Source organism: Larkinella sp. (genome assembly GCF_965227735.1).
GTDB lineage: Bacteria > Bacteroidota > Bacteroidia > Cytophagales > Spirosomataceae > Larkinella.
The window spans coordinates 7,603,173-7,617,141 of record NZ_OZ245776.1 but is presented as its reverse complement, the minus strand read 5'-3'; the positions used below and the strand labels follow the sequence as shown (position 1 = coordinate 7,617,141).

At 50.6% G+C, this 13,969-nt stretch carries 12 protein-coding genes; 5 read left to right on the top strand and 7 right to left on the bottom strand.

The annotated features are described in order from the left end of the window. Positions 1–202: 202 nt before the first annotated feature. A complete protein-coding gene (locus ACO064_RS30195; RefSeq protein WP_114406559.1) occupies positions 203–955 on the bottom strand; it encodes a DUF4197 domain-containing protein in 753 nt (250 codons plus the stop codon). A 194-nt stretch (positions 956–1,149) separates the two neighbouring features. Here ACO064_RS30195 and ACO064_RS30190 point away from each other — a divergent pair, with 194 nt between their 5' ends. From ACO064_RS30190 to ACO064_RS30175, 4 genes are all read left to right on the top strand, one after another. After that, entirely contained in the window at positions 1,150–2,403 is a 1,254-nt protein-coding gene (locus tag ACO064_RS30190; protein WP_421830889.1) for a competence/damage-inducible protein A, read from the top strand. Between the two features lie 11 nt (positions 2,404–2,414). Next, positions 2,415–3,740, top strand: coding sequence for a dihydrolipoamide acetyltransferase family protein (locus ACO064_RS30185; protein ID WP_421830888.1), 1,326 nt, complete (start codon positions 2,415–2,417; stop codon positions 3,738–3,740). 192 nt (positions 3,741–3,932) lie between these two features. Continuing rightward, positions 3,933–4,481 (top strand): hypothetical protein, encoded by a 549-nt coding sequence (locus ACO064_RS30180; RefSeq protein WP_421830887.1) that lies wholly within the window; start codon positions 3,933–3,935, stop codon positions 4,479–4,481. Further along, positions 4,478–5,005 (top strand): 5' nucleotidase, NT5C type, encoded by a 528-nt coding sequence (locus ACO064_RS30175; RefSeq protein WP_421830886.1) that lies wholly within the window; start codon positions 4,478–4,480, stop codon positions 5,003–5,005. Before ACO064_RS30180 ends, ACO064_RS30175 begins: the two co-directional genes overlap by 4 nt. Before the next feature lie 148 nt (positions 5,006–5,153). On the opposite strand, the gene ACO064_RS30170 is transcribed toward ACO064_RS30175, so the two are convergent. The 6 genes from ACO064_RS30170 to ACO064_RS30145 form a co-directional block, all read right to left on the bottom strand. Next, a complete protein-coding gene (locus ACO064_RS30170) occupies positions 5,154–5,966 on the bottom strand; it encodes an acyl-CoA desaturase (protein ID WP_421830885.1) in 813 nt (270 codons plus the stop codon). Between the two features lie 125 nt (positions 5,967–6,091). Continuing rightward, positions 6,092–6,763, bottom strand: a complete 672-nt coding sequence (locus ACO064_RS30165) for a DUF4159 domain-containing protein (protein WP_421830884.1) — start codon at positions 6,761–6,763, stop codon at positions 6,092–6,094. A 2-nt stretch (positions 6,764–6,765) separates the two neighbouring features. Continuing rightward, entirely contained in the window at positions 6,766–7,467 is a 702-nt protein-coding gene (locus tag ACO064_RS30160) for a 16S rRNA (uracil(1498)-N(3))-methyltransferase (RefSeq protein WP_421830883.1), read from the bottom strand. A 29-nt stretch (positions 7,468–7,496) separates the two neighbouring features. Then, positions 7,497–8,066: a hypothetical protein gene (locus ACO064_RS30155; RefSeq protein WP_421830882.1), complete on the bottom strand. Its 570-nt coding sequence runs from the start codon at positions 8,064–8,066 to the stop codon at positions 7,497–7,499. A 93-nt stretch (positions 8,067–8,159) separates the two neighbouring features. After that, the gene (locus tag ACO064_RS30150; RefSeq protein WP_421830881.1) at positions 8,160–9,368 is read right to left on the bottom strand and encodes a M28 family peptidase; all 1,209 of its coding nucleotides are present in this window, start codon (positions 9,366–9,368) and stop codon (positions 8,160–8,162) included. 204 nt (positions 9,369–9,572) lie between these two features. Next, positions 9,573–11,762, bottom strand: coding sequence for a glutamine synthetase III (locus ACO064_RS30145; RefSeq protein ID WP_421830880.1), 2,190 nt, complete (start codon positions 11,760–11,762; stop codon positions 9,573–9,575). 319 nt (positions 11,763–12,081) lie between these two features. On the opposite strand from ACO064_RS30145, the gene ACO064_RS30140 reads away from it, so the two are divergent. Next, on the top strand, positions 12,082–13,914 hold the full coding sequence (locus ACO064_RS30140; RefSeq protein WP_421830879.1) for an LTA synthase family protein: 1,833 nt from the start codon (positions 12,082–12,084) through the stop codon (positions 13,912–13,914). Positions 13,915–13,969 lie beyond the last annotated feature (55 nt).

Sequence of the window (13,969 nt, the reverse complement as noted above, 5' to 3'; positions counted from 1 at the left end):
CGTTTGCTTTTCAGTACAGTAAAGAACTCCGGTTAATTGCCCCCACCCCCCTAAAGGAGGCTTAAACTAGCTGTATTTATAGCCCCTTTAAGGGGTTGGGGGCAATTAACCGGAGTTTCAAGACTTCAAAGGTAACCATTTGTGGGACGGATTTGCAATCCTGCCCCGACGATTCAAAACCAAAAAACCGCTAAATGCAGGTTTACTGCTGACCAAATACTTTCTTCAGCAAATCATTGACGCGGGCTGCCGGGTTTTCGCGGATTTGCTTCTCTTCCTGAGCCACCAGCGTAAAAATACCGTCGACGGCTTTCGTGGCGGCATAATTGGTCAGATCCGGATTGACTTTGGTGGTGGCAATGGGTAGTTTGTTATAAGTGCGAACCAGATCCCCGTAATACCGGGTGGCGTTGTTTTTTTTCAGCGTACTGTCGATGACCGGCGTAAAAGCCGCCATCAACTGATCCGAGGTAGTGCGTTTCAGGTATTGTGTGGCGGCATTGTCCTGCCCCCGCAAAATACCGACGGCATCCTGAATGGTCATCGACGTCAGGGCATTCAGAAAGATCGGCTTGGCCTTTTTGGCCGCATCCTCCGCCGAGCGGTTGAGCGACATGATGAACTGGTCGACCTGTTTTCCCATGCCGAGTTTACGCAGGGCCGATTCCACCTTCTGGGCTTCCGGCGGCATCAGAATCTTGATCAGCGTGTTTTTGTAATATCCGTCCACGGCCGAAGCCTGATCGGAGCCTTTGCTGATCCCGATCCGAAGGGCTTCTTTCAATCCATTGGCAATTTCGTCATTGGATGAGCTTCCGCCCGAAGCGACATCGCCTACTTTATCCAGAATTTGTCCGAAGATGCCCTTCTTTTTCGGTTGGGTCGAATCGGACTGGGCAATTGCGGCACCGGAATAACCGGCAAGCAGGAGAGCAAAAAGGACTGTTTTTTTCATGTGCTTCTCAGGTTGATTCTCTTTGTGAAACGTTAGCCGATGGCCGGTCGGCAAAAGATAAACCGTTTTTTTACGTATTTTTGGCTCGAAAGACAGCGTTCTTCTGTTAGTTTGTCAATCGGCCTTTCTCTATAAGACAGCAAAACTGACAAAAAGTAAAGGGTCGAGCCACAAAAACTCGTAGATTTTTTTTCATGAAACCCATCCTGGCCGAAATTATAACGATTGGTGACGAAATACTGTTTGGACAAATTACCGATACCAATACCCAATGGATCGGGGCGGAATTGACAAAAATCGGAATCCGCACCGTCCGGAAATCGTCGGTTGGCGATCAAAAGGAAGCGATTCTCAGTATTTTGGAGGAAGCCACCGAACGCGCTGATCTGGTCATTCTGACCGGTGGCCTCGGCCCCACCAAAGATGACATCACGAAAGTGACCATTTGCGAGTATTTTAATACGACCCTCGACCGAAATCCCGAAGCGCTGGCGTTTGTGACGAAGTTTTTCGAAAGCCGGGGCCGTCCAATTACCGAAATTAACGCCAAACAGGCCGATCTGCCCCTCAATTGCACCTACGTGCCGAATGACTGGGGCACCGCACCGGGCATGTGGTTCAATGAAAACGAAACCATTTATGTCTCCTTGCCGGGTGTACCATTTGAAATGAAGAACCTCATGCAATACCGGATCATTCCGATGTTGCAGAACCAGTTTGAAACGCCGACGATCGTTCATAAGATGATTCGGACGGTGGGAATCGGCGAGTCTTTTCTGGCCGAAACGATTGCCAACTGGGAAGATGCGTTGCCCGCGCACATCAAACTGGCCTACCTGCCCCATTTCGGCCAGGTGCGGCTCCGGCTCACCGGAACCGGCACCGATCCGGTGGTGCTGAAACAGGAAATTGATGAACAGGTCGAAGCCGTTCTGCCGTTGATTCAGCCTTTTGTGTTTGGGTATGACGACGATGAACTGGAAACCAAAGTGGCGCAGTTATTGTCCGAACGAAACTGGATGCTGGCCACCGCCGAAAGCTGCACGGGCGGTTTTGTAGCGAGTCAGATGACCAAATACGCCGGTTCATCGCGGTATTTCGTCGGCGGAGTGGTCAGCTACAGCAATACTGTCAAGGTCAACCAGTTGGGTGTTCAACCGGAGACCCTGAGCCAGTTCGGCGCGGTCAGTGAACAAACCGTGCGGGAGATGGCGGAAGGCGTTCGAACGAAGCTGGGAGCCAACGTCGGCATTGCCACCAGCGGCATTGCCGGTCCCGATGGTGGAACGCCCGAAAAACCGGTCGGTACGATCTGGATTGCCTGTTCGACCGAAAAACAGACCGTCGCCCGCTTGCTGAAACTGGGGCCCTACCGCGAGCAGAATATTCAAAACACGACTGTTCAAGTTTTAAACCTCCTCCGGCAAACGTTGCTGGACGAAAAATAAACTCCCTGCCAATGGCACTTGTTGACATGGTTATGCCCAAAATGGGCGAAAGTATTGTAGAATGCACGATTATCTCCTGGCTCAAAAAGCCCGGCGACCGCATTGAAGCCGACGACTCGATTCTGGAAGTGGCCACCGACAAAGTGGACACCGAGGTGCCATCGTCCCATGCCGGTATTCTCAAAGAAACTCTCGTGAACGATGGCGACGTTGTGGCCATTGGCAGCCCGGTGGCCCGGATTGAAGTCGAACAGGTCGAGGGGGTTGCGGAGGATCAGCCGACATCCCCGACGCCGGACACGCTCTCATTCGGAGAAACCGAGGAGCAGGACGTGGCCAGTGTGGCGGCTAAACTCGAAGATGATATTTCGCAGATTTCGTCGCGCAATCCGGAAATCCGGACCGATGCTGAAACGAGTGTGGCCGAGAATAACCGTTTTTATTCGCCCCTGGTGCTGAGCATTGTCAAGGCCGAAGGGATTTCCCAGACCGAACTGGCGTCCATTAAAGGAACCGGTGCCGAAAACCGCATCACCAAAAACGATATTCTGGCGTACGTTGAAAAACGGAAAAGCGAGCCGGTTTCAACGGGTTCTTCATTTCCAAAAGCTGCTTCCATTACCGGCCAGAACGACATCATTCAGATGGACCGGATGCGGAAGATGATCGCCGAACGAATGGTCGAATCGAAGCGGATTGCGCCCCACGTGTCTTCGTTTGTCGAAACCGACATGACGGTTCTGGTGCAATGGCGCGAACGCAACAAGAAGGCCTTTCAGCATCAGTACGGCGAAAATATTACCTACACCCCCCTGTTGATCGAAGCCGTCGTGAAGGCTATTCGGGATTTTCCAATGATCAATATTTCGGTGAACGGCGATACGATCATTGTTAAAAAAGCCATCAACATTGGCATGGCCGTGGCACTGCCGAGCGGCAATCTGATTGTGCCGGTCATTCACAACGCCGATCAGTACAACCTGGTTGGATTGACCCGGAAAGTGAATGACCTCAGCCGTCGTGCGAGAGAGAATAAACTCACCGCCGACGATCTGGCCAACGGCACCTACACGGTTTCCAACATCGGCACGTTCGGCAACGTCATGGGAACGCCCATCATCGTGCAGCCGCAGGTGGCCATCATGGCTTTTGGAGCCATTGAGAAAAAACCGGCGGTGATCGAAACGCCCCAGGGCGATCTGATCGGGGTTCGGCAAAAGATGTTTATTTCCCACAGCTACGACCACCGGGTGGTCGACGGTTCGCTGGGCGGGCAGTTTGTCAAGCGCGTTTCGGATTACCTGGAAGGGTTTGATCCGGACCGAAAAATTGTCTAACCGTTCATCCCGGCATTTGTGCCTTTCAGGACTCAAAAATGCCAGGCGAAGCATTTCATACGGGTTTTGGGAGTGCGAGAATTGTAGTTTCAGGTCATTTTACTCAAAGAACATACTGTACTCATGAAATTGAAACTGTTTTTTCCCGCTGTTTTTTGTAGCCTTCTCAGTTTTACCACCGTTTTCGCGCAAGTGAACGCACGGGTTGAAAAAATTCAGGGCATTGAAACGTACGTGATGTGCGAACCGCTGCGCGCTTACGAAACCGTGTTCGAAATCGCATCCGGTGCCAAAGCCGCGTCGCTGTTTACCGGCGGTGTCGTCAACGAAGGAGTTTCTGAAAAAGCCGCCCAGTTTGTCCGACGGGCGAGCAAGGATGGTAAAAAAGACAACAAAGTGTTCGATGCCGTCGTCATTTCAGGCTCAAAAACCGCCATCGCCGTCAAGTTCAAAGAAGACGCCGGTGCCAACAAAGGACTCGCCAAGGTTCGGAAAATTGATGGGCTGGCCGTTTACATCATGAATGAGCCGCTTCTGGATTACGAAACCGTTGTCGATGCTTCCGGGGGTGTGAAAGCCAAATCCTACTTAACCAGTGGCATTGTGAACAATTCCATTGAAGAAGATGTCGAACAGTTTGTTCGTCGAGTCAAAAAAGAAGCAACCGAAGCCAAGAGGCCCATCGATGCCATTGTCTATTCAAGCGGCAAAAGAGCCATTGGCATAAAATTCAAAGAATGAAACCACGTATTGCCATCGACATGGATGATGTGCTGGCGGACACCGTCGGCAAGTTTATTGCCATTTACCGCCGTGATTTCGATACAACGGCACTGCCCACCGTATTCCGGGATAATTCGTTTCATGAACTGCTGGAGAAAGACGTTTACAAACGCCTGGCAGATTATGTGCACGAACCGGGTTTCTTCGCCGACATTCCGGTTATGCCCGGTGCCATTGAAGTAACAAAGGCGCTTTCCGACAAGTACGACCTGTTCGTTACGTCGGCGGCTATGGAGTTTCGCAATTCCCTTTCGGAAAAATACGACTGGCTGGATCAGCATTTTCCGCACATTCACTGGAAAAACCGGGTCTTCTGCGGTGACAAGAGCATTCTGCGGGCCGACATCATGATCGACGACATGCCGTATAATCTGGTCAGTTTTCAGGGGAAAGGTCTCCTGTTCGACGCTCCCCACAACCGCGACAATACCATTTTTCAACGGGTGCTCTCGTGGGATGAAGTGGCGAAGGAGTTGTTGTGAAAAAGAGTAAAGAGGTGAGACAAGAGAGTAAAGACTTTTATCAGATTGGACTTGTCTTTCTTCTCTTGTCTCACCTCTTTACTCTCCAAACGAAAAATGCCCGCCAGTCAAGACTAGCGGGCATTTTTCGTTGGAAAGTCAGGGCAGATTACGCCGACATTTTCTCGTTATGTTCCACCAGACGATCGTGCCCGGTTTCGAATTCGTTGGTCGTTACTTTTGCGGGGCGCATTTTAATGATTCCCAGCGCCGACAGCAACCGGATCACCGGGTAAGTCGGATCGAGTTCAAACCAACGCGCACCGAAGTTAGCGGCATTTGGCCGTTTGTGGTGGTTGTTCTGAAACAACTCGCCCATCATCAGCCAATCGAAAAACATAGAGTTTTTAGACCGGTCGTGATTGTCGAAGTTGGCATAACCGTACTTGTGTCCGCTCCAGTTCACAATCGCGCCGTGGATCGGTCCCATCAGAAAGTGAATCGGCAGCAGGAAGAAAAACGCCCAGTGCATATCCAGGTAAACGAAGGCGAAGATGTAGAACAATGAATACAGGGTTCCCCAGGCTACGCGGGAAATCCAGGAATCACCGATTTTTTCCAGCGCATACCATTCCGGGTAGTTACGGTCAAATTTGGCTTCTATCGGCCGCACCCGGTTCAGGACTGCATTGTACAGATCTTTCGTTTTCCACATCATCGTAAACACGTTTTTCGTGTGGTGTGGAGAGTGTGGGTCTTTGGGAGTATCACTGAACGCATGGTGCATCCGGTGCAGAACGGCGTAAGCGCGAGGACTCAAATACGAGGACCCTTGTGAGAGATAGGTCAGGAAAAAGAAAAAGCGTTCCCATACCTTGCTCATCGTGAACATTTTGTGAGCCGAATACCGGTGCAGAAAAAATGTCTGGCAGAAAAGCGATACGTACCAGTGAACAACAAAGGCAATAAGGATTATTACCACGGGATTAAATTAGTTAAAGGTGAATGGCTAAAAACCAACTTCAGTGCAATTAGATTCTACAAATCTACAACAATAACGTCGATAGTTAACCGAATAAGACAAATTTTTATTTTTTATTATTTTTCTCAAAAAGCGGTTGTCGAATACTGTAACAGGTTGGCTCCCATGCGTAAAGCTTGCTGACGAGCCTCTTCCGGGTCATTATAGACCGATTGGTCTTCCCAGCCATTCCCCAAATCGCACTCAAAACTGTAAAAACAGATTAAACGCCCTTCCCAGATTAATCCAAATCCCTGTGGTGCCTTCCCATCGTGTTCATGTACTTTTGGCAAGCCATTTGTGAAGTTGAATTTCTGGTGATAAACCGGATGATTGTACGGCAATTCGATGAACGACAGTTCCGGAAACACCTTTTTCATCTCGCGCCGGATGAATTTATCCAGCCCGTAGTTGTCGTCGATGTGCAGAAAACCGCCCGACATCAGATACCGGCGCATGTTCTGGGCTTCAGCATCCGAAAAAACGACGTTGCCGTGACCCGTCATGTGAACGAAGGGATACGAAAACAATTCGGGGCTGCCCACTTCCACAATATCCTCTTCCGGAAAAATATTCATCCGCAGGTTGGCATTGCAAAACTTGATCAGGTTGGGAATCGACGTTTTGTTGGCATACCAGTCGCCCCCGCCGTTGTATTTCAATTTGGCAATTTTATACGAATACTGGGCTTTCACCGACAACGTTGTCGTCAACGTGAAAAACAAAACCGTTAGCAGAAATCCAGTAAGTCGCTTCATGTTCAGGTTGTTGTATTAATCAGATGAATCGTATGACAGGCCGCCAGAGCCGCCGTTTCAGTGCGCAGCCGGGTATCCCCTAATTTAACCATTTTGAACCCATTTTCAATCGCCTGTTGCATTTCACGCTCCGAAAAATCGCCTTCGGGACCGATCAATACCAGCGTCGACCGCTCCGGTTTGGCGGCTTTCAGCAAAGACACCGCCGGTTCATTTTCAGGTAAATGCGCAATAAACCGCTCGTCGGCAGCCTGGGTCAATACGGTTTTGAAATCCAGTACGGGATCAATTACCGGCAGAAACAACTGCAGGGACTGCTTCATGGCTGCAACAGCAATCTTTTCCAGCCGATCGGTTTTGAGCAACCGGCGTTCGGAGTGCTGACTGACGAAAAAACTGAACTGATCGACACCCAGTTCCACGGCTTTTTCCACCAGCCATTCGATCCGGTCCATATTTTTGGTCGGCGCCACGGCCAGGTGAATCCGGTATGGACGGGGAACCTCGCTGTGCGTGTCAACAATCCGAAAAGTACACCGGCGCGGGTCGGCGGTTTCAATGACACAGTTGTGACGGTTGCCGCGGCCGTCGGTCACATCGATAGCAGCTCCTTTGGCCAGCCGCAGCGTTTTGATGCAATGCCGGGATTCTTCTTCGCTCAGAAAAGCGTTTGTGTCCGCTTCGGGCTGATAAAACAGGTGCATAAATGCGGACGAACCGTCGAAATTAACGCTTACTCTTCGGGTTCGTCGTTGGTAAAGGAATACATCGTCTTGTCCAGTTTCAGCGTGTTGCTGTTGAACTGAGCAATAAAGTCTTCGATGACCTCTTCCGAAATTTCTTCCACATTCAGGCAAACATCCAGGCTGATTCCGTATTCAAACTCGTGATCGATCTCAATGTGTTCCTGCACTTTCACCGCTTCGGTCTCCTCAATTTCCTCGATCAACTCGGTCAAGAACAACTCGATTTCTTCTTCCAGTTCCGCATCGATCCGGTAATCGGGCTTCCGTTCCTCCACCGGAATATACTGGGGAAACGATTTCTTGACTTTTTCCATTGCCATTTCATACACCAGGCTGCTGTGGTGAAGCCGCAGTGTATAAATTATGGCGTCGTAGATAACTTCGCTTTCCTTATGTTTACCAACAAACTGAATGTGAACGCATTCGCCTGAATTCAGAACCTCCAAATCGTCATCTTCATCCTCTACGTAGACGAATGAACTTCCTTCCTCCTGGCATTCCTCTTTCAGAAGTTGAATCGTCGCGGGTTCAAATCCCTCGTTTTTATACGTACTCATTGCCGTAATCGTTATAATTTGCGTGTGATCGATTGGGCAAATCTACAAACTCGCCCGTAAAATTCAACATCTAAAACCGGCAGACCGTTCAATTCACAACCGCTCGGCGGTGATTTCATACGTCTGGTAATGTCGCACAAGCGTCTGAATGGCAAAATCGACCGCCGTAGGAATGGCACTAACGTCCGTCACCAGCAACTGATCTTCCGGGCGATGAATGTTGGGCATCCGGCCTTTGGCATCCATCGCCGTCAGCGTCATCACCGGAATTTTCCGGCGCACAAACCAGACGCTGTCGAAATCGGCCGTGTGCCAGCGCCCGGGTTTGACCACCCCCCGGAACGGTTTTTCTTCCAGCAAACGCTCTGCCGTTTTCATCAGATCGTTGGTGTACTCAATAACTTCAACGGTTCCGGTATGTTTAATGATTCGCAGCGACCCATTGCCCAGCGTATCGAAGTTAACCACCACCGTCCGTCCCTGGGGCCAACTGTCGATGTGTTTGTCCAGATAGGCCCGGGAGCCAATCATACCTGCTTCCTCCGCTCCGGTCAGCACCACCTCGGTTTCCAGTCCGGGCATATACAATTGCTTTAGCCGTTCGGCGGTGGCGATGGCGGCCGCAACGCCGGTGGCGTTGTCGCTTGCTCCGTTGGTGTAGCCATAGAGCCAGTATCCGAGTGTTCCGAGCAGGGCCTGGAGAACAAAATACGCGATGAGGCCGTAGCGAATCCACGGCATCCAGTCGCTGTTTACGCCCAGTTGTTCAAAGAGCACCAACAGCCCGGCCCCCAGCATCAACACCAGCGACAGCACAATGGTGGTATGGAAACTATTGACGGTGCCGGTCCGATATAAGAGCGAAATCGGAGCGGTATCGTAATGCGCCATCAAAATGACTTTCATTACCGGTTTTTCCTGGTCACCAGCATAACCAAACCCGGTTTCACGCCAGCGGCCAATGACATTGTGGGAAGTTACCTGCGGAGGAAGCCGGGTGACGGGCGAAGACCGCCAGTTGAAAAACAACCAGGCCAGGGTTACCCATCCCCAGGTCCAGACAACGGCCAGCCAGCCCAGCCAGGGCGCCGTTAATAGTCCCGTAACGAGGCCGGCAATCAGCCAGTAAACAACTGTTACATAGGTGCGGGGCGTCCGGAAGGATTCAACCGTGACAGTCGCCTGCAGCTCACGGAGAGCCGATGACAACCGTTCAATCGCGGACGCTTCGTAAACTGTAGCCGCTCCCCGGTGGGGCAGGCGGCTTAAATCGCGCAGCAGGATGTCCATCGAAAACGGCATTACTAGTTCGGTTAGAGGTTGGGTCTTTCCTTTTTAAACGCGCAAAACCGGTTTTTTGGTCTTGTAGGCAGAAATGTAAATAAACCACTGATTGTTGTCAAAACCGACAAACAGGGCTAAAAAAATAGCCTGATGCCGTACCAAAACAAAAGCCTGCACCAATTGGCGCAGGCTTTATGTAACGATATGGTTGGAAAATTACTATTACTTGACGAAAAGCAACTCGCGGTATTTTACCAGAGGCCAGTCTTCATCATCGATGATGAGTTCCAGCTTGTCAACTTCGTAGCGAATGACGTCGAAAAAGTCTTTTACTTCCGTAGCGTAGATTTTCGCCATTTCGGCCGTATCGGTCAAGTTGTTCGCCTTCTTGCGGGTTTCCGTCATTTCTTCGACGTTTTTCTTGATGGCGATGACGCGGGTCGAAATCTCCTTGATCAGGGCTTTGATCGGCTCGGCTTCGTCAGTCATGCCCAGATCAACCAGCGCTTTGGCGGTTTCCGCCAGTTTGTTCAGGTATTTCAGTGCTGTTGAAACCACGTGGTTCATGGCCAGATCACCTACTACCCGCGACTCGATCTGTACTTTTTTGATGTACTTCTCCAGTTCGATTTCGTAGCGTGATTCTACTTCGGCATGGCTCAGAACACCCACGCGCTCGAACAATTCCAGCGATTCGGGTTTCAGATACACGCCCAGCGCTTCCGGTGTCGACTTGATGTTCGACAGACCCCGTTTGGCGGCTTCTTCAACCCACTCATCCGAATAGCCGTTTCCTTCAAACAGAATCCGTTTCGACGACTTGTAGTACTCTTTCAGAATTTCGACGATGGCCAGTTCTTTCTTCTCGCCATTGGCCAGACGGGCATCCAGTTCCTGTTTGAAAGTAACCAACTGAGCGGCCACGATCGTGTTCAGAACCGTCATGGTAGACGCCGAGTTGGCTCCACCACCCACGGCGCGGAATTCGAATTTGTTTCCGGTAAAGGCAAACGGAGAGGTCCGGTTCCGGTCGGTGTTGTCGCGCAACAGCGACGGAATGCGGTTGATTCCCAGCTTGTAATAGACGTTATCGCCTTTGTTGACAATCACTTCCGATTTGGTTTCGAGGTCTTCCAGGGCTTTCGTCAGCGACTCGCCCAGGAAGATGGAAACAATGGCCGGGGGGGCTTCGTTGGCACCCAGCCGGTATTCGTTACCCGCCGAGGCAATGCTGGCGCGCAGCAAATCTGCGTGATCGTGAACGGCTTTTACCACGTTGACCAGAAACGTCAGAAACCGCAGGCTTTCTTTGGGTTTCGAGCTGGGAGCCAGCAGGTTAACGCCGGTGTTGGTTCCCAGTGACCAGTTGTTGTGTTTCCCGCTACCGTTGATGCCGGCAAACGGTTTTTCGTGGAACAACACTTTGAAGTTGTGTTTTTCGGCCACTTTTTCCATCAGATCCATCAACAGCGCGTTGTGGTCGATGGCCAGGTTCACTTCTTCAAACGTTGGTGCTACCTCGAACTGACCCGGAGCTACCTCATTGTGACGCGTCCGAACCGGCATGCCCAATTTCATGGCTTCAAATTCAAAGTCAACCATGTAGGCGTTCACCCGGGGCGGAATCGTGCCAAAATAGTGGTCTTCCAATTGCTGACCACGCGCCGGAGAATGTCCGAAAACACTCCGACCGGCCATTACTAAATCCGGACGGGCATAGAACAGAGCTTTGTCAACGACAAAATACTCCTGCTCGACACCCAGGGTTGGGGTTACTTTGGTAACATTCCGGTCGAAATACTGACAAACTGCCGTAGCGGCTTTGTCAACTTCCAGCAGGGCTTTCAACAAAGGTGTTTTGTAGTCAAGCGCTTCGCCGGTATACGATATAAATACAGAAGGAATACAGAGGGTTTTTCCACCCGCACCGTTGTCCATCAGAAAAGCCGGCGAGCTGGGGTCCCAACCGGTGTAGCCACGCGCTTCGAAGGTGTTGCGCAGACCACCACTTGGAAACGAAGAGGCATCCGGTTCCTGCTGAACCAGGGCACCACCTTTGAATTTTTCGATGGCTTTTCCATCCATCGTCACATCGAAGAAAGCGTCGTGTTTTTCGGCCGTTGCTCCCGTTAATGGCTGAAACCAGTGCGTATAGTGGGTTGCACCTTTCGCCGTTGCCCAGGCTTTCATGGCATTTGCCACTTCGTCGGCAATGTCGCGGTCGATTTTACCGCCGGTGTCAATGGCCTGGGTGATTTTCAGATATGCTTCCGGCGACAGCAGGGAACGCATAACCTCATTGTTGAATGTGTAGGCGCCATAGTATTCCGTTACACGTTCTGCCGGAGGTGGAACAGATAGGGCTTGCCGACTTTGTGCAATTTCGAGAGCTTTAAACCGAAAGTTTGACATATTAGGTTCGAGGTGGTTTTTAGATTAAAAACACCCAAAAATACTGATTATTTGTTGTAATTTCCAAGAAATAACATCCGTTTTAACCTATTTTTCACGAGAAATTGCTAAAAATCACAAAAACAGGTTTTTGACAATTGAAAATCTTTCATCTGAGAAAATACCTATTTCATCCAAATTTTGGATCTACCCCAGAACAAATTGCATCTACAAAAGATAAAGTAAACCACAATTCTATAACCGTTTACATAATAAGGCATTATCGAGCCCAGAATCGTGTTACCTTTGCGGCCCCCTGGTCATTGTATTTACAAAAATAATGAAGAGTCGTTTGCTTATTCTGGTGGCGTATTTGACGGGCTGGACCGGCTGGTTGCTGGTGGGTCACGTTCTTTTTTTGATCTATCAACCCCAAACCAGTCAGTTGAATCCCGCGGCTATTGCGGGTGTTTTTGTCAACGGGCTGCGAATGGACCTTTCAACGGCCGGGTACCTCACCGCGATTCCTGCCCTGTTCATCACCTTGCTGCCCAACTGGTCTTCTCCGAAACTCGCACGGTCCCTGCGAATCATCACCCTCGTCGAACTGATCGTCGTTTCCCTGATTACGGTTGCCGATCTTGAGGTGTTTCGCACCTGGGGTTTTCACCTGGATATTACGCCACTGCACTACTTAAAATCCCCGCGGGAAGCAGCCGCGTCGGTGGCGGCTTCGCCGATTTTATCGCTGACTACGCTCTTTGTGGGCATGTTACTCGTGGGTGATTATTATTTTAAACGGCTGATTCACCCCCTGCTGCTTCGGTTGAAACCAGTTCGGCGGTGGGTTGCAACGCCCCTCTTGCTGGTCGCAACAGCAGCCCTGGTTATTCCGATTCGGGGGGGACTCCAACTGGCTCCCATGAATGTCAGCGCCGTTTACTTCTCACCGGTAGCTTTTGCGAACTATGCCGCCGTAACCCCCCAATGGAATTTTATGCATTCCGTTCTGGAGCGTAATAAATACGGCAAAAACCCCTTCTCCTTTTTCCCAAAAGGTCAGGCTAACCTAACTTTAAAGCCTCTTTTTCAGCCGGCTCGCAACCAGCAATCGTTGCTCACTAACCCAAAGCCGAATGTCATCCTCATCGTCTGGGAAAGTTTTACGGCCAAAACCGTTGCCGGTTTAGGCGGGCGGGCCGGTATTACCCCAGAATTCGAAAAGCTCAGCCACGAAGGCATCCTGTTCAACCAGCTTTTCGCCAGTGGCGACCGCAGTGAAAAAGGGTTGATTGCGTTGCTAAGCGGTTTTCCGGCGCAGGCCACGGCTTCCATCATGACTTTACCAACGAAATCGTCAAAATTGCCGACATTGGGGGAGAAATTCAGAAAAGCTGGTTACGAAACGTCGTTCTATTACGGCGGTGAAACCGAATTTGCCAACATCAAATCCTACCTCTACCACAACCAGTTTGGTCGGATCATTTCCAAACCGAATTTTAAATCCAGCGACTGGAATTCCAAATGGGGCGCCCACGACCATGTGGTATACAGCCGGATTCTGTCGGATCTGAACGGAGCAAAGCAGCCTTTTTTTGTATCCTTATTCACCTTAAGCAGTCACGAACCGTTTGAAGTCCCGATGCCGACGGTGTTTCCCGGCACGGATGAAGAATCGTTGTTTCTGAATTCGATGTATTATGCCGACCGCAGTTTGGGTGAGTTTATCGCCCAGGCCAAAAAACAGCCGTGGTGGGCAAACACGCTCATTGTGATTACGGCGGATCACGGCCACCGGCTGCCGGTTTTGTCGACCGACCGCGTGCGGGATTTCCACATTCCCATGCTGTGGCTGGGGGGCGCTTTGAAAGCCAAACCGCAGGTCATCGACCGCATCGGCTCCCAAACTGATCTGGCAGCCACCTTGTTACACCAATTGAAGGTTGACGCTACCGATTTTAAATGGAGCCGGGATTTGCTCAACCCCCAGAACCGCCCGTTTGCTTATTTTGCATTTAACAACGGTTTTGGCGTCGTCCAGCCCAACCGGCATCTGCTGTTCGACAACACCAGCCGCCAACTCATTTCTTCCAATGGCGTCATTCAAAAACAGGATATCGAACTGGGCGAAGCCTACGAAGAAGAATCCTATCAGGATTTTCTGAATAAGTAGTTTCGAAAAGCTTGAAAACCTTACGGGTTTCGTTCCACCACCTTATCGGTTTGAT

Coding starts and splice junctions, on each gene's coding strand:
- ACO064_RS30165 (WP_421830884.1), bottom strand. CDS start 6,763: ATGAAGCGACTTACTGGATTTCTGCTAACGGTTTTGTTTTTCACGTTG.
- ACO064_RS30155 (WP_421830882.1), bottom strand. CDS start 8,066: ATGAGTACGTATAAAAACGAGGGATTTGAACCCGCGACGATTCAACTT.
- ACO064_RS30140 (WP_421830879.1), top strand. CDS start 12,082: ATGAAGAGTCGTTTGCTTATTCTGGTGGCGTATTTGACGGGCTGGACC.
- ACO064_RS30145 (WP_421830880.1), bottom strand. CDS start 11,762: ATGTCAAACTTTCGGTTTAAAGCTCTCGAAATTGCACAAAGTCGGCAA.
- ACO064_RS30160 (WP_421830883.1), bottom strand. CDS start 7,467: ATGCACCTGTTTTATCAGCCCGAAGCGGACACAAACGCTTTTCTGAGC.
- ACO064_RS30150 (WP_421830881.1), bottom strand. CDS start 9,368: ATGCCGTTTTCGATGGACATCCTGCTGCGCGATTTAAGCCGCCTGCCC.
- ACO064_RS30175 (WP_421830886.1), top strand. CDS start 4,478: ATGAAACCACGTATTGCCATCGACATGGATGATGTGCTGGCGGACACC.
- ACO064_RS30195 (WP_114406559.1), bottom strand. CDS start 955: ATGAAAAAAACAGTCCTTTTTGCTCTCCTGCTTGCCGGTTATTCCGGT.
- ACO064_RS30190 (WP_421830889.1), top strand. CDS start 1,150: ATGAAACCCATCCTGGCCGAAATTATAACGATTGGTGACGAAATACTG.
- ACO064_RS30185 (WP_421830888.1), top strand. CDS start 2,415: ATGGCACTTGTTGACATGGTTATGCCCAAAATGGGCGAAAGTATTGTA.